Origin of the sequence: Roseateles sp. DB2, assembly GCF_051857535.1 — a bacterium.
Lineage (GTDB): Bacteria > Pseudomonadota > Gammaproteobacteria > Burkholderiales > Burkholderiaceae_C > Roseateles_B.
This window is the reverse complement of sequence record NZ_JBPZGY010000012.1, coordinates 90,420-114,987: the sequence shown is the minus strand read 5'-3', so window position 1 is coordinate 114,987 and position 24,568 is coordinate 90,420. Positions and strand designations below refer to the sequence as shown.

General features: G+C 68.4%; 24 protein-coding genes. 17 read left to right on the top strand and 7 right to left on the bottom strand.

The genetic code is table 11. The features are described 5' to 3' along the window. The first annotated feature begins 137 nt into the window (after window positions 1-137). Complete coding sequence (locus ACS5PK_RS17235) at window positions 138-572, top strand: universal stress protein (RefSeq protein WP_439441486.1); 435 nt, start codon at window positions 138-140, stop codon at window positions 570-572. A 64-nt stretch (window positions 573-636) separates the two neighbouring features. Here the strand turns inward: ACS5PK_RS17235 and ACS5PK_RS17230 are convergent, their stop codons facing one another. Beyond that, window positions 637-1,407: a ZIP family metal transporter gene (locus ACS5PK_RS17230; RefSeq protein WP_439441485.1), complete on the bottom strand. Its 771-nt coding sequence runs from the start codon at window positions 1,405-1,407 to the stop codon at window positions 637-639. 252 nt (window positions 1,408-1,659) lie between these two features. Between ACS5PK_RS17230 and ACS5PK_RS17225 the strand changes: the two genes are divergently transcribed. After that, window positions 1,660-3,198 carry a Ppx/GppA phosphatase family protein gene (locus ACS5PK_RS17225; protein ID WP_439441484.1) on the top strand — a complete coding sequence of 513 codons (1,539 nt, stop codon included), beginning with the start codon at window positions 1,660-1,662 and terminating at the stop codon, window positions 3,196-3,198. Window positions 3,199-3,219: 21 nt separating this feature from the next. Here ACS5PK_RS17225 and ppk1 read toward each other — a convergent pair whose 3' ends face one another. Then, a complete protein-coding gene (gene ppk1 / locus ACS5PK_RS17220) occupies window positions 3,220-5,289 on the bottom strand; it encodes a polyphosphate kinase 1 (RefSeq protein ID WP_439441483.1) in 2,070 nt (689 codons plus the stop codon). A gap of 9 nt (window positions 5,290-5,298) precedes the next feature. Then, window positions 5,299-6,228 (bottom strand): UDP-2,3-diacylglucosamine diphosphatase, encoded by a 930-nt coding sequence (locus ACS5PK_RS17215; RefSeq protein ID WP_439441482.1) that lies wholly within the window; start codon window positions 6,226-6,228, stop codon window positions 5,299-5,301. A gap of 85 nt (window positions 6,229-6,313) precedes the next feature. Here ACS5PK_RS17215 and ACS5PK_RS17210 point away from each other — a divergent pair, with 85 nt between their 5' ends. From ACS5PK_RS17210 to ACS5PK_RS17155, 12 genes are all read left to right on the top strand, one after another. Next, window positions 6,314-7,231, top strand: a complete 918-nt coding sequence (locus ACS5PK_RS17210) for a hypothetical protein (RefSeq protein WP_439441481.1) — start codon at window positions 6,314-6,316, stop codon at window positions 7,229-7,231. After that, on the top strand, window positions 7,228-8,964 hold the full coding sequence (recJ, locus tag ACS5PK_RS17205) for a single-stranded-DNA-specific exonuclease RecJ (RefSeq protein ID WP_439441480.1): 1,737 nt from the start codon (window positions 7,228-7,230) through the stop codon (window positions 8,962-8,964). The genes ACS5PK_RS17210 and recJ overlap by 4 nt, the downstream gene beginning before the upstream one ends. Window positions 8,965-9,138: 174 nt before the next feature. Next, window positions 9,139-10,704 carry a methyl-accepting chemotaxis protein gene (locus ACS5PK_RS17200; RefSeq protein WP_439441479.1) on the top strand — a complete coding sequence of 522 codons (1,566 nt, stop codon included), beginning with the start codon at window positions 9,139-9,141 and terminating at the stop codon, window positions 10,702-10,704. Window positions 10,705-10,802: 98 nt separating this feature from the next. Beyond that, window positions 10,803-11,669: a 3',5'-nucleoside bisphosphate phosphatase gene (locus tag ACS5PK_RS17195; RefSeq protein WP_439441528.1), complete on the top strand. Its 867-nt coding sequence runs from the start codon at window positions 10,803-10,805 to the stop codon at window positions 11,667-11,669. Between the two features lie 105 nt (window positions 11,670-11,774). Further along, window positions 11,775-12,146: a BlaI/MecI/CopY family transcriptional regulator gene (locus ACS5PK_RS17190; RefSeq protein ID WP_439441478.1), complete on the top strand. Its 372-nt coding sequence runs from the start codon at window positions 11,775-11,777 to the stop codon at window positions 12,144-12,146. Next, a complete protein-coding gene (locus ACS5PK_RS17185) occupies window positions 12,136-13,305 on the top strand; it encodes a M56 family metallopeptidase (RefSeq protein WP_439441477.1) in 1,170 nt (389 codons plus the stop codon). The genes ACS5PK_RS17190 and ACS5PK_RS17185 overlap by 11 nt, the downstream gene beginning before the upstream one ends. A gap of 68 nt (window positions 13,306-13,373) precedes the next feature. After that, entirely contained in the window at window positions 13,374-14,006 is a 633-nt protein-coding gene (locus ACS5PK_RS17180; RefSeq protein ID WP_439441476.1) for an L-threonylcarbamoyladenylate synthase, read from the top strand. Window positions 14,007-14,208: 202 nt separating this feature from the next. Then, window positions 14,209-15,759 (top strand): methyl-accepting chemotaxis protein, encoded by a 1,551-nt coding sequence (locus tag ACS5PK_RS17175; RefSeq protein ID WP_439441475.1) that lies wholly within the window; start codon window positions 14,209-14,211, stop codon window positions 15,757-15,759. Window positions 15,760-15,782: 23 nt separating this feature from the next. Next, on the top strand, window positions 15,783-16,145 hold the full coding sequence (locus tag ACS5PK_RS17170) for a TonB family protein (protein ID WP_439441474.1): 363 nt from the start codon (window positions 15,783-15,785) through the stop codon (window positions 16,143-16,145). A 324-nt stretch (window positions 16,146-16,469) separates the two neighbouring features. Next, window positions 16,470-16,835, top strand: a complete 366-nt coding sequence (locus ACS5PK_RS17165) for a BlaI/MecI/CopY family transcriptional regulator (RefSeq protein ID WP_439441473.1) — start codon at window positions 16,470-16,472, stop codon at window positions 16,833-16,835. Continuing rightward, window positions 16,828-18,354, top strand: coding sequence for a M56 family metallopeptidase (locus ACS5PK_RS17160; RefSeq protein WP_439441472.1), 1,527 nt, complete (start codon window positions 16,828-16,830; stop codon window positions 18,352-18,354). Before ACS5PK_RS17165 ends, ACS5PK_RS17160 begins: the two co-directional genes overlap by 8 nt. Before the next feature lie 246 nt (window positions 18,355-18,600). After that, window positions 18,601-19,380, top strand: coding sequence for an MBL fold metallo-hydrolase (locus tag ACS5PK_RS17155; RefSeq protein ID WP_439441471.1), 780 nt, complete (start codon window positions 18,601-18,603; stop codon window positions 19,378-19,380). Between the two features lie 71 nt (window positions 19,381-19,451). Here ACS5PK_RS17155 and ACS5PK_RS17150 read toward each other — a convergent pair whose 3' ends face one another. From ACS5PK_RS17150 to ACS5PK_RS17140, 3 genes are read right to left on the bottom strand one after another with little or no spacing between them, the layout of a single operon-like run. After that, window positions 19,452-19,802 (bottom strand): RidA family protein, encoded by a 351-nt coding sequence (locus tag ACS5PK_RS17150; RefSeq protein ID WP_439441470.1) that lies wholly within the window; start codon window positions 19,800-19,802, stop codon window positions 19,452-19,454. Further along, window positions 19,799-20,527: a glycerol-3-phosphate 1-O-acyltransferase PlsY gene (plsY, locus tag ACS5PK_RS17145; RefSeq protein WP_439441469.1), complete on the bottom strand. Its 729-nt coding sequence runs from the start codon at window positions 20,525-20,527 to the stop codon at window positions 19,799-19,801. The genes ACS5PK_RS17150 and plsY overlap by 4 nt, the downstream gene beginning before the upstream one ends. Window positions 20,528-20,533: 6 nt before the next feature. Next, window positions 20,534-21,028: an aminoacyl-tRNA deacylase gene (locus ACS5PK_RS17140; protein ID WP_439441468.1), complete on the bottom strand. Its 495-nt coding sequence runs from the start codon at window positions 21,026-21,028 to the stop codon at window positions 20,534-20,536. Window positions 21,029-21,172: 144 nt separating this feature from the next. Between ACS5PK_RS17140 and ACS5PK_RS17135 the strand changes: the two genes are divergently transcribed. The 3 genes from ACS5PK_RS17135 to ACS5PK_RS17125 are packed head-to-tail and all read left to right on the top strand — an operon-like array spanning window position 21,173 to window position 22,697. Then, window positions 21,173-21,724 carry a DUF2975 domain-containing protein gene (locus ACS5PK_RS17135; protein WP_439441467.1) on the top strand — a complete coding sequence of 184 codons (552 nt, stop codon included), beginning with the start codon at window positions 21,173-21,175 and terminating at the stop codon, window positions 21,722-21,724. Further along, window positions 21,724-21,969 carry a helix-turn-helix domain-containing protein gene (locus ACS5PK_RS17130; RefSeq protein WP_439441466.1) on the top strand — a complete coding sequence of 82 codons (246 nt, stop codon included), beginning with the start codon at window positions 21,724-21,726 and terminating at the stop codon, window positions 21,967-21,969. Before ACS5PK_RS17135 ends, ACS5PK_RS17130 begins: the two co-directional genes overlap by 1 nt. 26 nt (window positions 21,970-21,995) lie before the next feature. Continuing rightward, window positions 21,996-22,697: a hypothetical protein gene (locus ACS5PK_RS17125; RefSeq protein ID WP_439441465.1), complete on the top strand. Its 702-nt coding sequence runs from the start codon at window positions 21,996-21,998 to the stop codon at window positions 22,695-22,697. 8 nt (window positions 22,698-22,705) lie between these two features. Here the strand turns inward: ACS5PK_RS17125 and ACS5PK_RS17120 are convergent, their stop codons facing one another. Next, entirely contained in the window at window positions 22,706-24,439 is a 1,734-nt protein-coding gene (locus tag ACS5PK_RS17120; protein ID WP_439441464.1) for an acyl-CoA synthetase, read from the bottom strand. Window positions 24,440-24,568: the final 129 nt, after the last annotated feature.

Genomic DNA, 24,568 nt, shown 5'->3' with positions numbered 1-24,568 from the left:
GCGCAAGCGCGACGGCCTACTGAACAGCAACACTCTGCGCATCAGCACCGGATCTCAGCAGCTGCCAAGGCGGCCGCCCCAGAGATCCGGCGAGGTCTTCACCCAAGGCTTGCAGGATCAGCTCACAGGAGGTTCGCATGTACAAGCGCATCATCGTCCCGACCGACGGTTCCGACATCACCGCCAAGGCCCTCGAACAGGCCCTGGCCCTGGCCCAGGAACTGGGCGCCACGATCTACGCGATCAGCGTCAAGGAACCCTTCCCCTACAGTGCCGTGTCCGAGATGCAGCCCACGCCGCCGCAGGAGTTCTTCGACGCCCAGGAGCGTATCGCCCAGACCCGGCTGAAGACCGTGCTGGCAGCGGCCGAGAAGGCCGGTGTGCCCTGCGAGGCGCACAGCATCGAGGCCCTGCATCCCTGGGAGGCCATCATCGAGCATGCCAAGCGTGTGGAAGCCGATCTCGTGGTGATGGCCTCGCACGGCCGCCGCGGCGTGCAGGCCCTGCTGCTGGGCAGCGAGACCCAGAAGGTGCTGACGCACTCGACCATCCCGGTCCTCGTGGTGCGCTGACCGCCTTCACGCCCAACACAGACCCGCCCGCGTGGCGGGTTTTTTCTTGGGCCGCCCAGGGGGCTCAGTGCCTGCTGCCCAGCACCAGCACGATGAAGCCCATGCCGGCGGCCAGCCAGAAGAGCTGGGCTGCCGTCTCGCGCCAGGGCAGGCGACGCTGCAGTTGGGGGATCAGGTCCGCCACGGCCACGTAGATGAAGCTGCTGGACGCCAGGACCAGCAGGTAGGGGAACAGCGATTCCCAGGGCCCCACGATGAAGTAGCCCAGCAGACCGCCCGCCACCGCCGCAAGGCCCGACAGGGCATTGAACAGCAGGGCCTTGCCGCGGCTGAAGCCGGCGTTGAGCAGCACGATGTAGTCGCCCACCTCCTGCGGGATCTCGTGGGCGATGATGGCCGCCGCCGTGACCCAGCCCAGGTGCTGGTCCGCCAGGAAGGCCGCCGCGATGATGAGGCCGTCGCAGAAGTTGTGGATGCTGTCGCCCACCAGCACCGAGAGGCCGCCACGCCCCGCCTGTTCCGCATCGAAATGATGGTGGTGGTGATGGCCGTCGCCCTCGTGGTGATGGGTGTGGCGGTACAGCTCTGCCTTCTCCAGCAGGAAGAAGAACATCAGCCCGCCCAGCAGCGTCATGAAGAGGGCATGGGGGCTGGCCTGGCGTTCAAAGGCCTCTGGCAGCACATGCAGCAGGGCCGTCGCCAGCAACACCCCTGTGGAGAGGCTCACCAGGTGCCGCACCAGGCGCCCCAGCAAGGCCACCGTGAGGCTGGCTGCGATCAGCACGGAGAGCAGGCCGCCCACGAAGGTGGCAAGCAGGATGTAGGACAGGGTCATGCGTGAAGCGTGGCGCGCCGCGATCCCCGGCGCCCGACAACAGACGGCGCACCAGGACGGCGCGCCTTCAGGGTTTGCACATGTGGGGATTCTCTCAGACCTGTCAATGGCCACGCGTGGGGCGGGCCAGGACAGCCCCGGGCAGGCTGTCCGCGACGTCCTGCGTCCGGCCGGCCCAGCTTTGTGCAAGCTGCCACACCTGACGCACGCTTACACAACGACACACCTCATCAGCCGCGACAATCCGGCGCCATGAATGCGCTTCGCTCTGATTCCCCGCTCACCCAGCCCGGCGACGCCCTGGCTGCCATCGACATGGGCTCCAACAGCTTCCGGCTGGAGATCGCCCAACTGCACCGGGGCCAGTACAAGCGCCAGCTCTACCTGAAGAAGACGGTGCGCCTGGGCGCCGGCCTGGACGGCGACTGCATGCTGACCCCAGAGGCCATGCAGCGGGGTCTGGACTGTCTCGCAGGCTTTGCCCAGCATCTGCACGACTTCCCGGCTGCCCGCGTGCGCGCCGTGGCCACGCAGACCCTGCGCGAGGCCCGCAACCGCAATGCCTTCCTGGCGCTGGCGCAGAAGACCCTGGGCCACGGCATCGAGGTCATCTCGGGCCGCGAGGAGGCCCGCCTTATCTTTGCCGGCGTGGCCCGGCTGCAGCCTTCCGAGCGCCCGCGCCTGGTGATAGACATCGGCGGCCGCTCCACCGAGATGATCCTGGGCCTGGGCCGCAAGCCGCTGAAGGCCGAGTCCTTCCAGATCGGCAGCGTCAGCCTTTCACTGCGCTATTTCCCCGACGGCCGCTTCACGCCCGAGGCCTTCCGCGCCGCCCAGGTGGCCGCAGGCGCCGAGCTTGAGGAAGCACTGAACCTCTTCGCCCGCCAGTATTCGCAGCCGGTCTGGCAGGAGGCCCTGGGCTCCTCGGGCACCGTGGGCGCTGTCTCTCAACTCCTGGCCGCCAGCGGTGTCACTGACGGCAGCATCACGCCCGAGGCCTTGCGCTGGTGTATCGAGCGCTGCCTGGCGGCCGGTCACATGGACGCACTGGACCTCCCCGGACTCAAGGACGACCGCCGCGCCGTGGTGGGCGGCGGCCTGTGCATCCTCTACACCCTGCTCACCCAGTTCCAGATCGAGCGCCTGCAGCCAGCCAAGGGGGCACTGCGCCAGGGCGTGGTCTTTGACCTGGCCGAGCGCCTGCAGGCCAGTCAGGGCGAGCTGAGCCGGGGTCGCGACATGCGCGACCAGTCCGTGGCAGCCCTGCAGCTGCGTTTTGGCGTGGACACCGAGCAGGCCCAGCGCGTGCAAGACCTGGCCCTGCAGCTGCATCAGCAGCTGGCGCCCAAGGCCGAGCGTGAACGCCAGCGCGAGCTGGCCTGGGCGGCCAAGCTGCACGAGATCGGCATGATGGTCTCCCACCACGACCACCACCGCCACAGCGCCTACCTGCTGGCCCATGTGGATGCCCCCGGCTTCTCCCAGAACCAGCTGCACCGCCTGGGCGACCTGGCCCTGGGCCAGCGCGGCGGCCTGCGCAAGCTGGAGCAGGAACTGCAGGACGAGAGCCTGCTGTGGCAGTTGCTGGCCCTGCGCCTGGCACTGATCAAATGCCATGCCCGGCAACCGGTCGACGCGCAGACCATGCGCCTGCAGCGCGAGGGGGACCGGGTGAGCGTGCGCATGGCCGAAGGATGGGCCCAGGCGCATCCGCGGGCGCTCTACCTGCTCAACGAAGAGCTGGAGGCCTGGCGCAAACTCGGACGCCTGCAGCTCAGCCTGCAGGCCTGAGCCCGGGCGGTTCGACGTGCCTCAATCGACGGCATAGCGCCGCATCAGGGCCTGCTGGGCGCTGAGGCCCTCGCCCTCGATGCGACGGTAGTGGCCGTCAGGCAGTTGCTCCCAGGCATCGAGGCTGTCGTGCAGGTAGGGCTGCAGGGTTTCGTCGATGAGGCGCTGGCGCAGCCTGGGGTCCAGCACCGGCCAGGCCACTTCGATGCGGCGGAACATGTTGCGGCTCATCCAGTCGGCGCTGGAGAGGTACAGCGCCTCGTCCTCCTCGCCATCGCCCCAGCGGAAATAGCTGACGCGCGAATGCTCCAGAAAACGGCCCACGACCGAGCGCACGCGGATGCGGTCAGAGATGCCCGGCAGCTGCGGCGGCAGCATGCAGGCGCCGCGCACGATGAGGTCGATCTCCGCCCCGGCCTGGCCGCAGCGCAGCAGGGCGTGGATCAGCTCGGCGTCGGTCAAGGCGTTGACCTTGAGCACCACGCGCGCCACCTTGCCTTCGCGCGCTGACTGCTCCACCCGCGCCAGGTACTCGACCATGCGCTCGTGCATGTGGAAGGGTGCCAGCAGCAGGCGCTTCGCCGGCTTCGCCTTGCCCAGCGAGGCCAGTTGGCGGAAGACATTGTCGATGTCGGCGGTGAGATCCGGATCGGCGGTCAGGCAGCCGATGTCGGTGTAGAGGCGCGCCGTCTTGGGGTTGTAGTTGCCGGTGGACAGATGGGCGTAGCGACGCAGCTGGTGCTTGCCGTCAGGCTTGCCCGCCTTGCCCTCACGCCGCGTCACCAGCAGCATCTTGGCGTGGGTCTTGAGTCCCACGATGCCGTACACCACCTGCGCGCCCACGGCCTCCAGGCGCTCGGCCCAGTTGATGTTGGCCTCCTCGTCGAAGCGGGCCTTGAGCTCCACCACCGCCATCACCTCCTTGCCGCGGCGGGCCGCCTCGATCAGCAGGTCCATCAGCACGGACTGGCTGCCGGTGCGGTAGATGGTCTGCTTGATGGCCAGCACGTCCGGGTCCTCGACGGCCTCGCGCAGGAACTGCACGACGGGCTCGAAGCTCTCGAAGGGGTGGTGCAGCAGCACGTCGCCCTTGCGCAGGCGCTCGAAGCAGCGCTTCTGACGCGGCAGGCTGGCCTGGGGCCACAGGGGCTCGTGGGGTACGAAGCGCAGTTCGGGGGCGTCGGTCAGGTCGATCAGCTCGTTGAGCCGCACCAGGTTCACCGGGCCGTTGACGCGGTACAGGGCCGCGGGCGGCAGCTGGAACTGCTCCAGCAGGAAGCGCGACAGCTCCTCCGGGCAGGAGTTCACCACCTCCAGCCGCACAGCCCGGCCGAAATGACGTGTGGTCAGGCCCGAGCGCAGGGCATGGCGCAGATTGGCCACCTCTTCCTCGTCCACCTCCAGGTCCGAGTCGCGGGTGACGCGGAACTGCGAGAAGGACTCCACCTGCCGTCCCGGGAACAGCTCCTCCAGGTGGGCGCGGATCACGCTGGTCAAGAGCACGAAGATCTGCCGCCCGCCACTGACCTGCGCCGGCAGCTTGATCACCCGGGGCAGCACGCGAGGCACCTTGACGATGGCGATGCGGTTGTCGCGCCCGAAGGCGTCCTTGCCCGAGAGCCGCACCACGAAGTGCAGGGACTTGTTGGCGACCTGAGGGAAGGGATGGGCCGGATCCAGGCCCACGGGCACCAGCAGGGGCTTGACCTCGCGCTCGAAGAAGCGGGCCACCCAGTGGCGCTGCGCCTCGTCACGATCGGCGTGGTTGTGGACCACGATGCCCTGCTCGCGCAGCGCCGGCATGATCTGCTCGTTGAACACGTCGTACTGGCGGTCGATGAGTTCATGCGCCTCGCCCGCCACGCGCTCGATGTCGCGGTTGCTGACCGGGCTGGCGGGCTCGCGCGCGGCGTCCAGCATGTCGGCGAAGCGCACCTCGAAGAACTCATCGAGGTTGGACGAAACGATGCAGACATAGCGCAGCCGCTCCAGCAGAGGAACGTCCGCCCGCTGGGCCTGGGCCAGCACGCGGGCGTTGAATTCCAGGATGGCTTGTTCGCGATTGAGCAGGGCAGGAGGCATCAGGGTCATGACCTCACTTTATGAAGGCATCGTGACAGGCGCATGACGCCGATCAGCGCACGCAGCCGCATCCGATTCTGCCGTGCGATGACCGGACACCAGCCCGCTGCCAAGGCTGAAGGCGGTCCAGTCCAGGATCTCCAGGCGGCCGTCCGCATGCTCGACCAGGGCGGTGAGGCTCTCGACCCAGTCGCCGTCGTTGGCATAGAGCATGCCATCGATCTCCCGCAGCTCGGCATGGTGGATATGGCCGCAGACCACGCCCTGCACACCGCGCCGCCGAGCCTCGCGCGCCACGGCCTCCTCGAACTGCGAGACGTAGCTGACCGCCCGCTTGACCTTGAGCTTGAGGTAGCGCGACAGGCTCCAGTAGGGCAGCCCCATCCGGGCCCGCAGGCTGTTGAGGTGGCGGTTGAGCCTCAGCGTGAACTCATAGAGCGAGTCCCCCACATGGGCCAGCCACTTGGCACACTGGATGACGCCGTCGAAGAGGTCGCCATGCGTGATCCACAGCTTGCGGCCGTCGGCGGTCTCGTGGATCCAGTCCTCTGCCACCTCGATGCCGCCGAAGCTGTGCTGCAGGTATTTGCGGGCGAACTCGTCGTGGTTGCCAGGGATGAAGATCACTCGGCAGCCCTTGCGCGCCTTGCGCAGCAGCTTCTGCACCACGTCGTTGTGGGCCTGCGGCCAGTACCAGCTGCGCCGCAGCTGCCAGCCGTCGATGATGTCGCCCACCAGGAAGAGCTGCTCGCACTCGACCGTGCGCAGGAAGTCCAGCAGGTGGCGCGCCTGGCAACCGGGCGTGCCCAGGTGCAGGTCCGAGATCCAGACCGTGCGCACCCGCAGGCGCGGCAGCCCCTCACCTGCCTCGGCCGGCTCATCACCGGCGGGGCCGAGGGCGGCCGGAACCAGGGTGGCGGCGCGCGCCAGGAGGGTGTCGTGCTGCATGCCGTGCAGCTTGCCGGGGAGCGATGTCCGCCTGATGTCCATACCGTGGCCGGCCGATGACAGGCCGCACCGGATAATCCGCCCCATGCATCTCGTGATTCCCTACGCCAGCGCCGTCGACCCGCAAGCCCGGGCGGTCCTGGCGGACCTGCCGCTCCCGGCCCTGGACCGAGCCCTCGCGGGCCTGGGCGTCGGCCCGCGCTGCGGTGGCGACGAATACAGCCTTCCCCTGCCCCACGAACGGCTGCTGGCCGACCTCGCCGGGTTGCCCGCCCAAAGCCCCCCGCCCCTGGCCGCCTGGACCCTCGGCCCGGGCGCAGGTGCACAGGCCTGGGCCCGGCTCACCCCTCTGCATTGCGACGTGGGCAGCGACCAGGTCACCGCCCTGGACCCGGACGATCTGGGCCTGGACGCCACCACCTCCCTGGCCTTCTTCGAAGCCCTGGCCCCGCTCTTCCCCGCCGAGGAAGGCTGGAAACGGCTGCACCTCGCCCCGGGCCAGTGGTTCGTGGCACACCCCAGCCTCGCCGGACAGGAGACGGCCAGCCTGGACCGTGTGATCCATCGCAACGTTGACGCCTGGCTGCCCGAGCCTCGGCAGCTGCTTCGCCTGCAGATGGAAGTCCAGATGACCCTGCACGGCCACCCATTGAACGCGGCGCGCGAGCAGGCCGGCCAACGCCCCATCAACAGCGTCTGGGTCTGGGGCTGCGGCAGCGCGGTCGACCACGCGCTGCCCAGCGGGATCGAGGCCGACCAGCGGCTGCGCCCGGCCTGGATCAGCGGCGACTGGGCCGCCTGGGCCGAAGCCTGGCGCGCCCTGGACGCCCAGCGCATCGCCCCCCTGCTGCCCGCACTCACAAGCGGCACCGCAACACTGAGCCTGGCCGGCGAGCGCCAGGCCCTGACCCTGTATCCACAGCCGCGTTCCTGGACGCAAGGGCTGTGGCAGCGGCTGCGCCCGGCCCGGGGGCAGGCGACACGTCTTCTGGAGACTCTGTGAACCCGCTCAACAGCCCCACCCTGCTGAACCGCGACGCCCCGCCCCGCGCCGCCTGGGCGCTGGAGCAGGCCGGCGTCTCCCCGCTGCTGGCCCGGCTCTTTGCTGCACGCGGCGTGCGCAGCCCCGAGGAACTGGATGCCGGCCTGGACAAGCTGCTGCCGCCCGAAGGCCTCAAGGGCATCGCCGCCGCGGCTTCGCTGCTGGCCGATGCCATCCAGCATGGCGAACGCATCTGCCTGGTCGCCGACTACGACTGCGACGGCGCCACCGCCTGCGCCGTTGCCCTGCGCGGCCTGCGCCTGCTGGGGGCAAGACCTGACACCCTGCACTACGTGGTCCCCGACCGCGCCATCCACGGCTACGGCTTGACGCCGGCCATCGTCGAACTGGCCCTGCCTCTGCAACCAGGCCTGCTGATGACGGTGGACAACGGCATTGCCAGCCTGGCCGGCGTGGCCCACGCCAAGTCCCTGGGCCTGAAGGTGCTGGTCACCGACCACCACCTGCCCGCCCTGGTGGACGAGGTGGTCCAGCTGCCCGAGGCCGATGCGCTGGTCAACCCCAGCCAGCCCGGCTGCGGCTTCGAGAGCAAGAACCTGGCCGGCGTGGGCGTGGCCTTCTACGTGCTGCTGGCCGTGCGCGGCGAGCTGCGTCGGCGCGGTACCTACGAGGGCCGCGAGCAGCCTCGCCTGGACGGCTTGCTGGACCTCGTGGCCTTGGGCACGGTGGCCGACGTGGTGCGGCTGGACGCCAACAACCGCCGCCTGGTCGCGCAGGGCCTGCGCCGCATGCGCGCCGGCCGCATGCAGCCCGGGGTGGCTGCGCTCTTCACGGCCGCGGGTCGCGACGCCGCCCGTGCCAACACCTTCGACCTGGGCTTCGCGCTGGGGCCGCGCATCAATGCGGCCGGTCGCTTGTCCGACATGACCGTGGGCATCGAGTGTCTGCTGTGCGAAGACCCGGCTCGTGCCCTCGAGCTGGCCCGCCTGCTGGACACCATCAACCGCGAGCGCCGCGAGATCGAAGCCGGCATGCGTGAGCAGGCCGAGGCCCAGCTGGCGCGCCTGCAGACGCGGCTGGAGCAGCAGACGCCTCCCGCCATCGTGATCTTCGACGAGGACTTCCACGAAGGCGTGGTGGGCATCGTGGCCTCGCGCATCAAGGACGCGGCGCACCGCCCCACCTTCGTGCTGGCCCGCGGCGCCGATGGGCAGTTGAAGGGATCCGGGCGCTCCATTGCCGGCTTCCACCTGCGCGACGCCCTGGACCTGGTCTCCAAGCGCCATCCGGATCTGCTCAGGAAATTCGGCGGCCACGCCATGGCTGCCGGCTGCACCCTGGCCGAGGGCGGGGTGGAGTCCTTCCGCCAGGCGCTGACCCAGGTCGCGGCCGAATGGCTGGACGAGGCTGCGCTGCAGCGCACCCTGCGCACCGATGGCCCGCTGCCTGCCGATGCCTTCAATGCGCAAACCGTCCAGGAGCTGGAGGCCCAGGTCTGGGGCCAGGCCTTTGAGGCGCCGTTGTTCTGTGACGAGGTCCAGATCGTGGCCCAGCGCATCGTGGGAGAGCGCCACCTGAAGCTGCGGGTGCGCCAGGGCGGGCTGCTGCGGGATGCCATCTGGTTCGGCCACACCGAGCCCGTGCCCGAGCAAGCCCGCATGGCCTACCGCCTGAGCCTGGACGAGTACCAAGGCCAGCAGCGGGTGCAGATGGTGGTGGAGGCCATCGTCTGAGCACCAGAGTCCCGGCAGTCCTGCGCCGGCCTCCGGCGTGAAGAGCGCCACGTCTGCCGTCCTTTTCTGCTTGTTGGGGGCGGGCCGGCAAGCGCATGCTTGCAAGCTGCCCGCGATCCGGCCGGATGCCTCATCCGGCACAGCCACACAGTCACGAGAAAAGGAGACGCCGCCATGCTGCGACAACTGTCCATCAAGGCCCGATTGGGCCTGGCCTTCAGTTTGATGGTGCTGCTGATGCTGGTGCTGGGCGGGGGTGGCTGGATGGCTACCCGCACGATGTTCGGTGCCTTCGAGACCTTCAACACCTCGGTCGTGGCCTCAATGCGCAGCGTGGACGAGCTGCGCTCGGGCATGCTGACCGCCCGCCGCTACGAAAAGGACATGATCTTCGCCGCCATCGGCGTGGCCGACTTCAAACGAGCGCAGGGCCGCTGGGAGGACGCCATGAAGTCGGCGGACAAGGGGCTCAAGGATTTGGAGCAGCGGGTCAAGGACCCCAAGGTCCGGGAAGGGCTCACCGTCATCCGCAACAACTTCGACGCCTACCGCAGCGGCATGCAGCCGGTGATGGCCCAGTTGTCCAAGGGCGACATGGCTGGCGACCTCAAGGCCGCCTGGGATGCGCCGCGCGAGGCCAAGAAGTCCATCGACCAGGCCGAGCAGGACCTGGACCAGGCCCTGAACACGGTGGACCGCTTCATCGAGATGGCCCACGACAAGATCGCGGGCGTCTACAGCACCATCACCACCGTCATCGTCGTGGCCCTGCTGTGCGGCATGGCCCTGGCGGCCTTCATCGGATGGCGCATTGCCCATTCGCTGCTGCTGCCCATCCAGCAGGGCATGGCCTTTGCGTCGGCCGTGGAGAACGGCAACCTGGACGGCCACCTGCACATCGAGGGCAAGGACGAGCTGAGCGCCCTGTCCACCAGCCTGGTCCACATGCAGGAAGGCCTGCGCGGCATCGTGCTGAAGGTCCGTGAGGGCTCGGAATCCATTCAGGTAGCGGCCTCCGAGGTGGCCACCGGCAACCACGACCTGTCAGCCCGCACGGAGCAGGCAGCGGCCAGCCTGGAGGAGACGGCCTCCTCGATGGAGCAGCTCACCGAGACCGTCCGCCACAACGCCGACTCCGCCCGCCAGGCCAACCAGTTGGCCAGCAGCGCCTCAAGCGTGGCGCAGCGCGGCGGTGACGTGGTCCAGCAGGTCGTGCAGACCATGGGCGAGATCAGCACGAGCTCGCGCAAGATCGGCGACATCATCGGCGTGATCGACGGCATTGCCTTCCAGACCAACATCCTGGCGCTCAACGCTGCGGTGGAAGCCGCCCGTGCCGGCGAGCAGGGACGCGGCTTTGCAGTGGTGGCGGGCGAGGTGCGTTCGCTGGCCCAGCGCAGCGCCGAGGCCGCCAAGGAGATCAAGAGCCTGATCACCGGCTCCATGGACCGCATCGAGGCCGGCGCCAGCCTGGTCCAGGAGGCAGGCAGCACCATGCAGGAGATCGTCAGCTCCGTGCAGCGGGTCACCGACATCATGGGCGAGATCAGCGCCTCCACCCTGGAGCAAAGCACCAGCATCGGCGAGGTCGGCCAGGCCATCACCAACCTGGACCAGATGACGCAGCAGAACGCCGCCCTCGTCGAGCAGGGCGCTGCCGCCGCCAGCAGCCTGCGCGACCAGGCCGTGGGCCTGACAGCGGCAATCAGCAGCTTCCGGGTCAGCGCGCGGCACGCCTGACGCCCAGGGCGGCCCGGCCGCCTGCGACACCCGCAGGGGCTTTGCTGCAGCGCAGCGAGCCCGGCGTGAGCGCCCTCTAGAATGGCCGCGTGAACACCATCAACGCCCTCAGCAACGCCGATCTTCACTGCCATTCCAAGGTGTCCGATGGCACGCTGGAGCCTGAGGCCCTGGCCGCGCGCGCCCAGGCCAATGGCGTCGAGCTATGGGCCCTGACCGACCACGACGAAGTCGGCGGCCAGGCCCGCGCCATCGAGGCCGCCGGGCGCCTGGGCCTGCACTACCTGACGGGCTGCGAGATCTCCGTCACCTTCGCGGGGCGCGTGGTGCATATCGTGGGCCTGGGCTTCGACCACGAGAATGAAGCCCTGGTGCAGGGTCTGCGCGAGACCCGCGGCGGTCGCGGCGCGCGCGCGCGCGAGATGGCGGAAGGCCTGGCCCAGGTCGGCATCAAGGGGGCCTACGAAGGCGCGCTGAAGTACGTGGGCAACCCTGAGCTGATCTCCCGCACCCATTTCGCCCGTTTCCTGGTGGATGCCGGCCATTGCCAGGACGTGCCCGAGGTCTTCCGCCGCTTCCTGACCGAGGGCAAGCCTGGTTTCGTGCCCCACCGCTGGGCCCGGCTGGCCGACGCCGTACGCTGGGTCACCCAGGCGGGCGGCGAGGCCGTGATCGCCCACCCTGGGCGCTACGACTTCACGCCAACCGAGGAATATGCCCTGATCACCGAGTTCATGGCCCATGGCGGCCGCGGCATCGAGGTGGTGACGGGCAGCCACACGGCCGCAGAGGCCGCCAAGTACACCGAGACCGCCCTGGAATTCGATCTGCTGGCCTCACGCGGCTCCGACTTCCACAGCCCCGACGAAAGCCACACCGACCTCGGCAAGCTGGCCGCCCTGTCAGGCCGCCTGACGCCTGTCTGGGACGCGCTGCAGGCGCGCATCATCGCCCCCTCGCACTGAGCCTTTCCCACGCTTGGCGGCCGTCGCCAAGATCCGGGTTTTTCTGGACTGGGCATATCGACAACAGGCGTTGACAATCAATTCGTCAACAACTGTTGTCGAATCATGAGCACCATCTCCGACGCCGAATCCCAGATCATGCAGGCCCTCTGGGTCCGCCATCCCCTCAGCGCCGAGGACATCCTCGCCGCGCTGCCGCCGCAGGACGGCTGGCAGCTGGGCACCGTCAAGACCTTGCTGAACCGCCTGCTCAACAAGGGCGCGGTAAAGGCCGACCGCGACGGCCGCCGCTACCTCTACGAGCCCCTGATCGAGCGGGCGCAGTGGGAGGGCTCGGAGTCCATGGGCTTGCTGGACCGCGTCTTCGGCGGCCGGCTGTCACCGCTCGTGGCCCATTTCTCGGCCCAGCGCAAGCTCAGCGCCGAGGACGCCGAGGCCCTGCGCCAATTGCTGAAGGAGCATGACGATGAGCGCTGAGCCCTGGTTGGACGCCCTGCTGCAGAGACTCTGGCAAGCCCATCTGGGCCTGAGCCTGGGCCTGCTGGCCGTGGCCCTGCTACGCCGTCCCCTGCGCCGCATCGCCGGGGCCCAGGAGGCCTATGCCGTGTGGCTGCTGCCCCTGCTGTGCATGGCCTGTGCGATCCTGCCGGAGACCGGCCTGCCGCGCCTGCAACTGGCGCCCGTGGTCTGGCGGGCGGCATGGGATTCGCTGGATGCCGGTGTGCAGGCGGTCTCCATGCCCACGCAGGCTGGGCCGCTGCTGTGGGCGCTGGGAGCCCTGCTGGTGACCACCTGGCACGGGCTGCAGCACTGGCGCTTCCTGCGCGCCCTGCCCCTGGATCCGCAGGACTGCCTGCGTACCCCGCGCGGCAGCTCGCCGGGCCTGGTGGGCGTGTGGCGACCGCGCCTGTTGCTACCCCTGGACTTCGAGGATCGCTTCACGCCCCAGGAGCGTGCCTGGGTGCTGGCCCACGAGGCCATGCATGCCCGCCGCCATGACAACGCCACCCGCCTGCTCGCGGCACTGCTGCAGGCCCTGGCCTGGTTCAACCCACTGCTGTGGTGGGCCCTGCCTGCCCTGCGGCAGGACCAGGAACTCGCCTGCGATGCCGCCCTGCTGCGGCAGCAGCCCGGGCAATGGAAGAGCTATGCCCAGGCCTTGCTGAAGACCGATCCCCTGTTTGACTTCCCCGCAGTACCGATCGCTGCCTCGGCCTGGCAGCCTACCCATCCCTTGAAAGAGAGGATCGCAATGCTGAAGTCCGATTCCACCCTGCCGCTGTGGCGCCGCCGTTTCGGCCGCCTGGGCCTCTGCGTCGCTGCCCTGCTGGCCACGGCGGGCGTCCAGGCCCTGCGCGCCGGGCCTGCCCAGCCACCGCCCGCCCAGCCGCCCCTGACGGCGTCCCAGGCCTGCCCGCAGACGCAGCGCCCCGTCATCCCTGATCTGGACCTCAAGGGCCAGTTCTCGCTGACCGCGCTCTTCGAGATCAATGCCCAGGGTGCACCGGCCAATATCCGCGTGGCCGGCGAGCCCCAGCTGCGCGAGCCGGTGCGCGAGGCCATCAGCCGCTATGTCTGCACGCCGCCCAAGGGCGGCCTGGAGGTGGAGCAGCATTTCGTGTTCACCTTCGACTGACCCTTCGCACAGCAGTCCCGCGGCGCCCACGCCACACCCTCGGGCCATGGGAGGCACACAATGCCCCCATGGCCCAATTCTTTGAAGTCCACCCGGACAACCCGCAAGCCCGCTTCCTGCGTCAGGCGGTGCAGATCCTGCATGCCGGCGGCGTGGTCGCCATCCCCACCGATTCCAGCTACGCCCTGGTCTGCCACCTGGACGACAAGGCGGCGGCCGACGCCCTGCGCCGCGTGCGCGGGGTCGACGAGAAACACCATCTCACCCTGCTGTGCCGCGACCTCAGCGAGCTCGCCACCTACGCGAAGGTCGACAACAAGCAGTACCGCCTGCTGAAGAACGCCACGCCGGGTCCCTTCACCTTCATCCTCGAGGCCACCAAGGAAGTGCCGCGCCGGGTCTCGCATCCGTCACGGCGCACCATCGGCCTGCGCGTGCCTGAGCACCGGGTCACGCTGGACCTGCTGGCGCTGCTGGGGCAACCCCTGCTGGCCACCACCCTGATCCCGCCCGGCGAGACCGAGCCCCTCAACGACGCCCACGAGATCAGCGAGCGCTTCGACCGCCAACTGCAAGCCATCATCGACGCCGGTGCCTGCCCCATGCAGCCCACCACCGTGATCGACCTTAGCGGTGACGAGCCGGTGCTCATCCGCCAGGGCAGGGGTAACCCCGAGAGCCTCGGTTTGCAGCTCGAGTGACCGCCTGGCACGCCGCATATTTGCCGCTTGACCGCGAAATGCGCATCAAATTGAGCGCATTTGAGCCACACCACCGGGGGATTGCTGCCGACACAATCCGCAACAGGCACGGTTTGATGCGGCACCGGTCCCGCCAGCATCGCGCGCCTGTCCCGAAGGGCTGCACAAGCCCCTCCAGGACTTCAACTGCGAGGACAAGAACATGAGCTTTTTGACAAGCCTGCGTATCAGCCAGCGCCTCTCCCTGAGCTATGGCCTGCTGATCGTGCTGCTGGTGGTCATCGGTGCCTACGGTGCCAGCAGTGCCAACCGCCTGGCCAAGGATCTGGATCGCACGGCCAACCAGAGCCTGGTGAAGATCGCCGCGGCCAATGCGCTGGAAGGCAATGTCAACGTCATTGCCCGCGCCTCGCGCGACCTGCTGCTGCTGGACGAAGCCCGGCAGATCAAGAAACAGAAGGCCGCCATCGACGGCGCCCTGCAGGAGATCGACAAGCAGCTGGGCGCCCTGCAGCAGCAGATCGACACGCCCAAGGAGACCGAGGTCCTCAACAGCGTCAAGGAGCGCCAGGCCAAGTTCTTCGCCTCGGTCGCCAAGTTCCTCAAGGTCCAGGCCGACGGCAGCCCCGACGAGGCCCGCGAGAGCCTCATCACCGACGTCCGCCCCGCCCAGCAGGCCTACCAGGACGGGCTCAAGCAGCTGGTGGACCTGCAGTTCGAGTCCGCCAAGGACCTCGCCATCGCCGACGGCGAGGTGGCGCGCAACTCGGTCATCGTCACCGTGGTGCTGGTGATCGCCGCGGTGGTGCTGGGCGCTGGCGGCGGCCTGCTGATCACGCGCAGCATCATCGTGCCTGTGCATGAGGCCCGCAGCGCCGCCGAGGCCATCAGCCAGGGCGACCTGACCCACGACATCCGCACCATGGGCCGCGACGAGCTCGGCCAGATGCTGGACGCCATGCAGGAGATGCAGCGCGCCCTGCGTGGCGTGGTCAGCAGCGTGAGCACCGCCGCCCGCGAGGTGGCCCAGAACTCCGGCGAGATCGCCGGCGGCAACAACAACCTCTCGGAGCGCACGGCCCGTTCGGCCTCGAACCTGCAGACCACGGCCGCCTCGGTGGAAGAGATCGCCGCCAACCTCAGCGGCGCCAGCGAGCTGACCCGCAAGGCCGCCAACATCGCCGGCAAGGCCCGCCAGTCGGCCTCAGCCGGTGGCAATGCGGTGGCGCAGGTCGTGGAGACCATGCAGGAGATCAGCGCCAGCTCGAAGAAGATCGGCGACATCATCGGCGTCATCGACGGCATCGCCTTCCAGACCAACATCCTGGCCCTGAACGCTGCGGTGGAAGCCGCCCGGGCTGGCGAGCATGGCAAGGGCTTTGCCGTGGTGGCCTCGGAAGTCCGGGCGCTGGCCTCGCGTGCGGCGGCGGCGGCCAAGGAGATCAAGGTCCTGATCCAGGAGTCGTCGGTGCGCGTCGAGCAGGGCACCGGGCACGTCAACAATGCCGGGGCAACCATCCGCAGCGTGGTTGACGAAGTGAACAACATGGGCCAGCTGATCGAGGAGATCTCGCATTCCGCCCAAGAGCAGGCTGCAGGCGTGGGCGTGGTCAATCAGGCCATGAACGAACTGGACCGCAGCACCCAGCAGAACGCCAGCCTGGTGAGCGAGCTGACTCGCTCCACCGAGGCGCTCACCGACAGTTCCTCGCGCCTGCTGCAGGCCGTAGACTTCTTCCGTACCGGCGAATGAACCAACACTTTCCAGGGGAAACCATGCAGATGAAGCGCAACGCCATGAGCTCCATGTTCGACAAGACGAGCATCGCCCGCTGGCTGCTGACCTTTGTGGGCGCTGCCCTGCTGAGCGTCGCCGTCCACGCCAGCCCCAAGGTGGTCAAGAAGGTGCCGCCAGAGTTCCCGCGCGAGGCCACGCAAAAAGGCGTGAGCGCCGGCAGCGTCAAGGCCAGGATCCTGATTGATGGAGATGGCAAGGTGACCGGCGTCGAGATTCTGGAGGCCGAGCCCAAGCGCATCTTCGACCGTGCGGTGACCAATGCGCTGATGGAATGGCGTTTTGAAGGCACGGGTGAGAAGCAGACCCACGAAGTCAAGCTCGTCTTCAGAAACGAGGACTGAGCCCGGACACAAGACATGCCCTGCGGCATGTCTTGTGCCTGGCGAAGGGCTTGGCGCATGCAGGCGCCAAGCCGCCAGAGCCCCCCTGGCTTCCCCTGGCGAAGGGCTTGGCGCATGCAAGCGCCAAGCCGCCAGAGCCCCCTGGATTCCCCTGGCGAAGGGCTTGGCGCATGCAAGCGCCAAGCGTCGCCCACTCAGCAAAGTCCGCCCCTCGGCGGACTTTTTTTTGGCCGCACAGTGATCGGGTAAGTACCTGGTCAACTCCGCTTGTCGTTTTCGATTACGCGCGTAAACAATATCGACGTTTACAGCCGTAATCTAACCATGAACATCAGCGACGCCGAGGCCCAGATCATGGAAGTCCTGTGGGATCGCGCCCCGCAGAGCACGGACGACATCGCCACAGCCCTGCAAGACCGTCAGGACTGGCAGCTGGCCACCATCAAGACCCTTCTCAACCGCCTGCTCAACAAGGGCGCCATCAGTGCAGAGAAGGATGGCCGGCGTTATCTCTACAGCCCCGTGCTGCAGCGCGAGCATTGGCTCAAGCGCCAGAGCATGGGGCTGCTGGACCGGCTCTTCGGAGGCAGCCTGGCGCCGCTGGTGGCCCAGTTCTCCTCGGAGCGCAAGCTCAGCGAGGCCGACCTGAAGGCGCTCAAGCAACTGATCCGGGAGCATGAAAATGACTGAGAGCGCCTGGATCCATCTGCTGCTCCTGCAGACCCTGCTGCTCAGCGCTGCCGTGCTGCTGCTGGCCTTGCTGCGGCCGCTGCTGAGGCGCCTGCTGGACGCAGGCGCCGTCTACCTGACCTGGCTGCTGGTACCCCTGATGATGCTGAGCCCCGCCCTGCCACGCCTGCTGCAGGGTCAGGTCTTGCCTGTGCCGGTGCAAGCACTGGAACTGGTCATGCCGAGCTGGCTCGGCGAGCGGCCGGCTCTGGCCTCCAGGGGATCGCAGCCGGCCCTGCCCGCCAGCAAGCCCCCAGGACAGTTGGCGTCGGCTGCCCTCTTGCTCGGGCTCTGGGGCCTGGGGGCGGGCGGGCTGCTGATCCTGCTGGTGCGCCGCCAACGCCGCTTCACCCGTGGGCTGCAGCGCCTGGGCCGCAACTGGCAGGCCCCGGCTGGCGAGAGCCCCGCACTGATGGGCCTGTGGCAGGCCCGCCTGGTGCTGCCCCGGGACTTCGAGCAGCGCTTCAGCGCCCGCGAGCAGTCCCTGATCCTGGCCCACGAGGCCGTGCATGCCCGCCGCCATGACAACGCCTGGAACCTGCTGGCCGCCGGCCTGCTGGTCCTGCAATGGTTCAACCCGCTGGCCTGGTGGGCGCTGCGACGCATGCGTCTGGACCAGGAACTGGCCTGCGATGCAGCCGTACTCAATCAAGCACATTCCCACAACTCAGGAGAGGAGCCCCTTGTGAAGACCTATGTCAATGCCTTGCTGAAGTCCCATCCCCAGCGTGCACTGCCCGTGCTGAGCACCGGCTGGGCCCACCGCCACCCGCTGCTGGAACGGGTGAAGGGCCTGCGCCTGCATCGCAGGCCTGCGTGGCAGCGCCTGCTGGGCCGTGCGTCTGCGGTGTGCCTGTGCGTCGGCGCCACCGTGCTGGCTCAGGCCGCTCAGCCTTCGGCCGCAGCCGAGGTGAGCGAGCCCCCCGAGCAGCTGCTGGCTCAACTCCTGAATGACGAGGCGCTCCATGGCGCCAAGACGCTGGCCGTGCTGGTCCAGCTGGACAGCCAGCAAGGCCAGGAGGCATGGCAGCACAAGGAGTTCGCGGCGCTGTACAGCATCCGCCCCCCGGTCGCCACCCACCGCCGGATGATGATGCATGTGCCCATGGGCAGCTGGTGCCTGGCGGTGCATCTTTCGGGCTACCCGGACGGTGACACCCGTGCCCAGGGCGAACTGATGGCACGGGGATGCAGCCGGACACTCACCCAGCTGCAGCCCATCCTGCCTGGCCGGATGCCCACCGCCCTGCAGGCAGCACTCCCCGACGCCCCCGGCCAGGCCCTGCAGGCGCAAGTCAGCGTCACCCTGGAGAACCCGCGTTCCGAGCGATTCCTGCAGGTGCTGAAGCGCCAGACCCAGGAACTGTCGGCCGAACAGCGCGCCCAGCTGGCGGCGATGGCCGCACAGCACCGCAAGGAGGGCGAGGCGTACCAGGCTCTGGACAAGGCCTGGCAGCAGGCCCGCGCAGGCCAGCCTTGAGCCCGTGGCCGCCGGGACGGCATGCGGCGGCCTTCATGAGCCAGCCCGGACGCTGGAGCAGGGCGAGGCCCGGGCCCCTGGCGCCGCAGTCGGCGGCCCTGTGATCCAGGCTGAGGCGTGGCCCGTGAAAGGGCCACGCCTTTCTTGATCCAGGCCAAGAATTCCCCTTGCGTCTTGAGATGCCTCAAGACACCGCCACACCACCCCCCCTAGAGTAGGGGCTCATCCAATCCAGGGAGAGAGCCGGTGGCCATCGAGTTGTTCCGCAAGGACGATCACGTCTGTCTGATGTTCGCGAAGCTGAGCGACGAAGATGGCGAGGCGGTCCAGTCCAACCAGTTCCTGATCGTCAACAAGGGCACGGGTTGCATCATCGACCCGGGCGGCAATCTGGCCTACAACGAGCTCTATCTGGGCATGTCCCAGCACTTCCCGCCGCACAAGCTGGCTGCCATCCTGGCCTCGCATGCGGACCCGGACATCATCGCCTCCCTGGACCGCTGGATGACGGCCACCAGCGCCACCGTTTACATCTCGCGCATCTGGGAACGCTTCGCCCCGCATTTCTGCAAGCCCGGCAAGACCGTGGGCCGCATCGTGGGCATTCCCGACCCCGGCCAGCGCCTGCGGCTTGGCGAGGGCAGCGCCAGCTTCGATCTGATCGCCCTGCCCGCTCACTTCCTGCACTCCGAAGGCAACTTCCAGTTCTACGACCCGGTCAGCCGCATCCTGTTCTCGGGCGACCTCGGTGCCTCCATCGGTGCGGACATGAACCCAGAGCAGACCATCACCGATCTGGGCCCCCATCTGCGACGCATGGAAGGCTTCCACCGCCGCTACATGGTCAGCAACAAGATCATGCGCCTGTGGGCCGGCATGGTGCGCCAGCTGGACATCAGGATGATCGTGCCGCAGCACGGCGCCCCCATGGCGGGCCCGGCCATCAAGGACTTCATCGACTGGGCCGAGAACCTGCAGTGCGGCATCGACCTGATGGGCTCGGCGCAGTACCAGATCCCCGAGTAAGCACGGCGCCCTCAAAGGAAAAGGCCCCGCCCAGCAATCGCTGGCGGGGCCTTTGTCTTGCGGTGTGCTGATCAGACGGCGGCGGTGACCACGATCTCGACCTTCCACTCCGGCTTGGCCAGCCTGGCCTCCACGGTGGCACGCGGCGGCGTGTGGCCTGCGGGCACCCAGGCGTCCCAGGCGGCGTTCATGCCGGCGAACTCGGTGACGTCGGCGATGTAGATCTGGGCGCGCAGGATTTTGGTCTTGTCGCTGCCGGCGCGAGCCAGCAGGGCGTCGATCTGGGCCAGCACGTCGGCCGTCTGGCCGGTGATGTCCAGGCTGGCGTCCGAGGCCACCTGGCCGGCCAGATAGACCACGCCGTTGTGCACGGCCATTTCGGACATGCGCTGCCCGACATCAAAGCGTTGGATTGTCATCATTTGCCCTTCTTCTTGGCTTGGTTCTTCGTGTGATGGTGTGAATGGCCGCGGGCCTGGTAGCCCTCGCCATGCGGATGCTTCTTGCTGCTGCCCTGGGGCGGCGCGGCACTGGCGGCCTTCTGGCCGAGCTTGCTTTCAGTGCCATTGAGCAGCTTGCGGATGTTGGCCTCATGGCGCCACACCAGCAGCAGGCCCATCAGCGCGACGTACAGCACCGTGGGCGAGGCGCCCCAGATCAGCATCTGGTAGAAGGGCGCGAACACCGCCGCCACGATGGCGGCCAGCGAAGAATAGCGGCTGAACCAGGCGATGATCAGCCAGGTCAGCAAGGTAGCGCCGCCCAGCAGCGGGTTGATGGCCAGCAGCACGCCTGCGGCCGTGGCCACGCCCTTGCCGCCCTCGAACTTGAAGAACACCGGCCACAGATGGCCCAGGAAGGCGGTCAGGCCTACGAAGGCGGCGCTGTCCTCGCCCAGGCCGAAGCGCTCGCCGTAGAGCAGCACCAGCAGCACCGGCACATAGCCCTTGAGCGCATCGAAGAGCAGGGTCAGCAGGGCCGCCTTCTTGTTGCCCGAGCGCAGCACATTGGTCGCGCCCGGATTGCCCGAGCCATAGCTGCGCGGATCGGACAGGCCCATCACACGGCTGATGATCACCGCAAACGACAGGGAGCCCAGGAGGTAGCCAGCCACGCCGGCCAGCAAAGGGTAGAGGAGGTCTTGCATGGGCCGCTATTCTGCACTGGCGCACTGCACGGGCCGGGCCTGCAGCAGCTCGGTGATCACCCGGGGCTCGATACCCACCAGATAGCCGCGCCGGCCGCCGTTGATGCAGATCCGCGCCAGCGCCAGGATGGAGGACTCCACGAAGACCGGCATGGCCTTGCGCGTGCCGAAAGGCGAGGTGCCGCCCACCATGTAGCCGCTGTGCCGCTGGGCCACGTCGGGCTTGCAGGGCTCGACCTTCTTGCAGGGAATCTGGCGCGCCAGCTCCTTGAGGCTGACCGTGCGATCGCCGTGCATCAGCACGATCAGAGGCTGTGCCTTCTCGTCCTGCATCACCAGGGTCTTGACCACCTCATGCTCGAGCACGCCCAACTGGCGTGAGGACTCGGAGGTGCCACCATGCTCGACGTAGTCGTAGACATGCTCGGTGAAGGCAATGCCGTGCCGGCGCAGAACCTGCGTGGCCGGGGTTTCGCTGACATGGGAGGACTTCTTGGACATGTTGGCGGGGCAAGTGAGACAAAAGCAAGGCAGGCCCGGCAGTGTGCATCAGCCTATGCAGCACTCCCTGACGAATTTCATTGGCACATCAATAAATTGCTGCAATACAATAATTTTCAGACTTCGAATGTGATGATGGCCACCTTGCAACGCACTCCCCCGTCTTCGCCCTTCGCCCTCAAGGGCCTGGCGCGAGCCGTGCAGATCCTGGCCTTGCTGGGCGCCTTCGGCCTGATCCAGTACGCCGTGCAACTGGCCTGGGCCCCAGAGTTGATGATCCAGTACGTGCTGCATGAGGTGATGCCGGAGCTGCCCTATCGCACACCGGACAAGCTGACCCTGGCCGTGCTCTGGCTGTCGCTGAGCCTGCCGCTGGTGTCGGGTCTGCTGCTGCTATGGCATGTCTGGCGCCTGTTCGGCCACTATGCCGCGGGCCGTGTCTTCGATCTGGCCTCGGTGCGTCATCTGCAATGGCTGGGCTGGGGCCTGCTGGCCCTGGCGGCCGCACGCCCGCTGAGCCATACCCTGGCCGTGCTGGCCCTGAGCTGGCAGAACCCGCCGGGGCAGCGCCAGCTGCTGGTGGGCATCAGCTCGGACCACTATGCCCTGCTGATGCTGGGCCTGGTGCTGGTGGCCATGGCGCGCATCATGCGCGAGTCCGTGCGGGTGGCTCAGGAGAACGCGGAGTTCGTCTGATGCCCATCGTCGTGACCCTGGACCTGATGCTGGCCCGCCGCAAGATGCGCTCCAAGGAGCTGGCCGAGCGGGTGGGCATCACCGAGGCCAATCTCTCGCTGCTGAAGTCCGGCAAGGTCAAGGGCGTGCGCTTTGACACCCTGGCGCGCATCTGCCGCGAGTTGCAGTGCCAGCCCGGCGAGCTGCTGGCCTACGAGCCCGGCCCGGATGCCGATCCTGGCAACGACCCCGAGGAGCAGGGCTGAGCGCCCGGCCTGCTCACCCACACCGCATGAACCACGCCCTCCTGCCTGCCCCGCCCAGAAGATGGCCACTGACTCTGCTGGTCATTGCCCTGCACCTGCTGCTGCTGGCTGGCTTGCGGGCGGGCCTGCGGCATCGCCCGGCCACCCAGCCCACCGAGCCGGGTCGCATCACCGTGACCTTGCTGCAGGATCGTCCCCCGCGCACAGCCCCCGCTGCCCAGGTTCCCGCGGCAGCCACGCGCCGTGCGCCCGCGCCGCCTCAGGCCAGGCCCCGGCTTGTGACCACGCCCGCCGCCGGCCTGGAGCCCGAGACGGCGCCGCCCTCCCGCAGCGCGGACATGCCCCAGAGCCTGGCCCTGCCCGCGGCACCAGCGGCACCTGCGGCCTCGGCGGGCCAGGAGCGCCTGATCGACAGCGCCGCCACCCGTTCGGCCCTGCGCCAGGCCGCCCGCGAGCCGCTCTCGGCTGAGCGGCATCTGATGGCACAGGAGCAAGAGGTGGGCGTCAGCGCCAGCGAGAAGCTGGGGCGCAAGATGCAGCAGGCGGGCCACGGTGACTGCAGCAAGGGCCAGTACGCCGGGGGCGGCATGGGCCTGCTCAGCGCGCCCTTCTACCTGCTGGCCGAGGCCTCGGGAAAATGCGCCAAGGGCAATCCGCCACCTCCCGGCCCGCCGCCCCCCGAGCCCAGCGGCCGCAAGGGCGCCCATGCCTCCATGCGGGACCGCTGATCACGGGATCAGGCGCCCGCAGCGCGCTGCGCTTCCAGCTGCCGCAGCACAGCGCGCTGCACCTTGCCGGTGGTGGTCATCGGCAGGGCCTCGATGAACTCGATCTCCTTGGGGTATTCGTAAGGCGCCAGCTGCTCCTTCACCAGGGCCTGCAGCGCTCGCACCAGGGCCTCATCACCCGAATGGCCGGGCGCCAACACGACAAATGCCTTGACCAGTGCCCCGCGCTCGGCATCGGGCTTGGGGACCACGGCGGCATTGGCCACCGCCGGGTGCCTGACCAGGCAGTTCTCGATCTCGCTGGGGCCGATGCGGTAACCAGCGGACTTGAAGACATCATCGCTGCGACCCTGGTACCAGAGGTAGCCCTCGGCATCCATGACGGCCGTGTCCCCGGTACGGCACCAGCTGTCGGAAGGATCGCCGGTGAACTTGGCCGCCGTGGCCTCGGGCCGGTTCCAGTAGCCAAGGAAGAAGACCGGGTCGGGGTCGCCATGCACGTCAAGCCGGTGTACGGCCACATCGCCCGGCACGCCCGGGGGACAGGTCTTGCCTGCCTCATCGATCACAGCCACCCGGTGACCCGGATAGGCTCGCCCCATGCTGCCCGGTCGTGCTGGCCACAGGCGGCTGCAGTTGCCCACCACGTAGTTGATCTCGGTCTGGCCGAACATCTCGTTGACGGTCAACCCCAGCGCCTGCTGGCACCAGCGAAAGACGGCGTCGCCCACGGCCTCACCCGCGCTCATCACGGCTTCCAGGCGTAACTGGTACTGCCGGCGCGGCTCGGGCACGGCTTTCATCATGGCCTTCAGGGCGGTGGGAAAGAGGAAGCTGTGCGTGACGCCATGACGCTCCATCAGCTCGAAGGCACGCGGCGCCGAAAAGCGCCCCTGGAAGGCCACGATGGGGCGGCCGAAGTAGAGCGTGGGCAAGAGGGCGTCCATCAGCCCACCGGTCCAGGCCCAGTCGGCGGGCGACCAGAACACGGCCTCGCTGGGGCGGGCGGGGTCGAAGGGATCGAAGCCGAACCAGTTCTGGCTGGCGATGAAGCCACTGAGGTTGCCGATGAGGGCGCGCTGCGGAATCAAGGCCCCCTTGGGTGGGCCAGTGGTGCCGCTGGTGTAGATCAGCACGGCCGCCGCCTCGGCGTGGGCGGCCGCTGCAATGAAGCGTGCGTCCTCTGCCTGCAGCGCATCCATCCAGGCCGTCTCGCCCTCGCCGACGCCCTCGCCGACCACGATGAGTTCGCGCAGGGCAGTACAGCGATCCCGCAGGGCTCGCAGTGCCGGCAGCACGCTGCCCTCGGCGATGGCAAGCACGGCTCCGCTGTCCTGCAGCCTGTACTGCAGAGCCTCCTGGCCGAAGAGCATGGACAGCGGCACCGCCACCGCCCCCAGCTGGTTGATCGCAACATGGGCAACCGCCGTTTCGAATCGCTGCGGCAGGATCAAGGCGACCCGCTCTCCTGCCCGCACGCCGCGCCGGGCCAGGGCGTTGGACAGACGATGGGCTGCCCGTTGCAGCTGGCCGTAGCTGTAGCTGGCGCGGCAGCCGCCTTCGTCCTCGAAGATCACCGCGGGGGCCTCCGGCGTGTCCCGGGCCCAGCGACCGCAACAGGCCTCGGCCAGACTGAAGTCAGGCGGCACCCGCCAACGAAAACCCGCGTGCAGGGCGGCATGGAGATCGCCCGCTGAGCCCGCGGGGCGGGCGGCAGGGGCGGCGGGTGCGTCCTGGGCCATAGGGCCCTCCTTGCGTCGGCAACTCAAGCGCCGCATGCTAGCGAGCCGTCCCGCCCCCCTGCTCATGGATTCCACCAAGCCGGCCGGTTCTACACTGCTCCTTTTGCGCCGGCCGTCTCCGCGACAGCC

Coding starts and splice junctions, on each gene's coding strand:
- ACS5PK_RS17235 (WP_439441486.1), top strand. CDS start 138: ATGTACAAGCGCATCATCGTCCCGACCGACGGTTCCGACATCACCGCC.
- ACS5PK_RS17230 (WP_439441485.1), bottom strand. CDS start 1,407: ATGACCCTGTCCTACATCCTGCTTGCCACCTTCGTGGGCGGCCTGCTC.
- ACS5PK_RS17225 (WP_439441484.1), top strand. CDS start 1,660: ATGAATGCGCTTCGCTCTGATTCCCCGCTCACCCAGCCCGGCGACGCC.
- ppk1 (WP_439441483.1), bottom strand. CDS start 5,289: ATGACCCTGATGCCTCCTGCCCTGCTCAATCGCGAACAAGCCATCCTG.
- ACS5PK_RS17215 (WP_439441482.1), bottom strand. CDS start 6,228: ATGCAGCACGACACCCTCCTGGCGCGCGCCGCCACCCTGGTTCCGGCC.
- ACS5PK_RS17210 (WP_439441481.1), top strand. CDS start 6,314: ATGCATCTCGTGATTCCCTACGCCAGCGCCGTCGACCCGCAAGCCCGG.
- ACS5PK_RS17200 (WP_439441479.1), top strand. CDS start 9,139: ATGCTGCGACAACTGTCCATCAAGGCCCGATTGGGCCTGGCCTTCAGT.
- ACS5PK_RS17190 (WP_439441478.1), top strand. CDS start 11,775: ATGAGCACCATCTCCGACGCCGAATCCCAGATCATGCAGGCCCTCTGG.
- ACS5PK_RS17185 (WP_439441477.1), top strand. CDS start 12,136: ATGAGCGCTGAGCCCTGGTTGGACGCCCTGCTGCAGAGACTCTGGCAA.
- ACS5PK_RS17180 (WP_439441476.1), top strand. CDS start 13,374: ATGGCCCAATTCTTTGAAGTCCACCCGGACAACCCGCAAGCCCGCTTC.
- ACS5PK_RS17175 (WP_439441475.1), top strand. CDS start 14,209: ATGAGCTTTTTGACAAGCCTGCGTATCAGCCAGCGCCTCTCCCTGAGC.
- ACS5PK_RS17170 (WP_439441474.1), top strand. CDS start 15,783: ATGCAGATGAAGCGCAACGCCATGAGCTCCATGTTCGACAAGACGAGC.
- ACS5PK_RS17165 (WP_439441473.1), top strand. CDS start 16,470: ATGAACATCAGCGACGCCGAGGCCCAGATCATGGAAGTCCTGTGGGAT.
- ACS5PK_RS17160 (WP_439441472.1), top strand. CDS start 16,828: ATGACTGAGAGCGCCTGGATCCATCTGCTGCTCCTGCAGACCCTGCTG.
- ACS5PK_RS17150 (WP_439441470.1), bottom strand. CDS start 19,802: ATGATGACAATCCAACGCTTTGATGTCGGGCAGCGCATGTCCGAAATG.
- plsY (WP_439441469.1), bottom strand. CDS start 20,527: ATGCAAGACCTCCTCTACCCTTTGCTGGCCGGCGTGGCTGGCTACCTC.
- ACS5PK_RS17140 (WP_439441468.1), bottom strand. CDS start 21,028: ATGTCCAAGAAGTCCTCCCATGTCAGCGAAACCCCGGCCACGCAGGTT.
- ACS5PK_RS17130 (WP_439441466.1), top strand. CDS start 21,724: ATGCCCATCGTCGTGACCCTGGACCTGATGCTGGCCCGCCGCAAGATG.
- ACS5PK_RS17125 (WP_439441465.1), top strand. CDS start 21,996: ATGAACCACGCCCTCCTGCCTGCCCCGCCCAGAAGATGGCCACTGACT.
- ACS5PK_RS17120 (WP_439441464.1), bottom strand. CDS start 24,439: ATGGCCCAGGACGCACCCGCCGCCCCTGCCGCCCGCCCCGCGGGCTCA.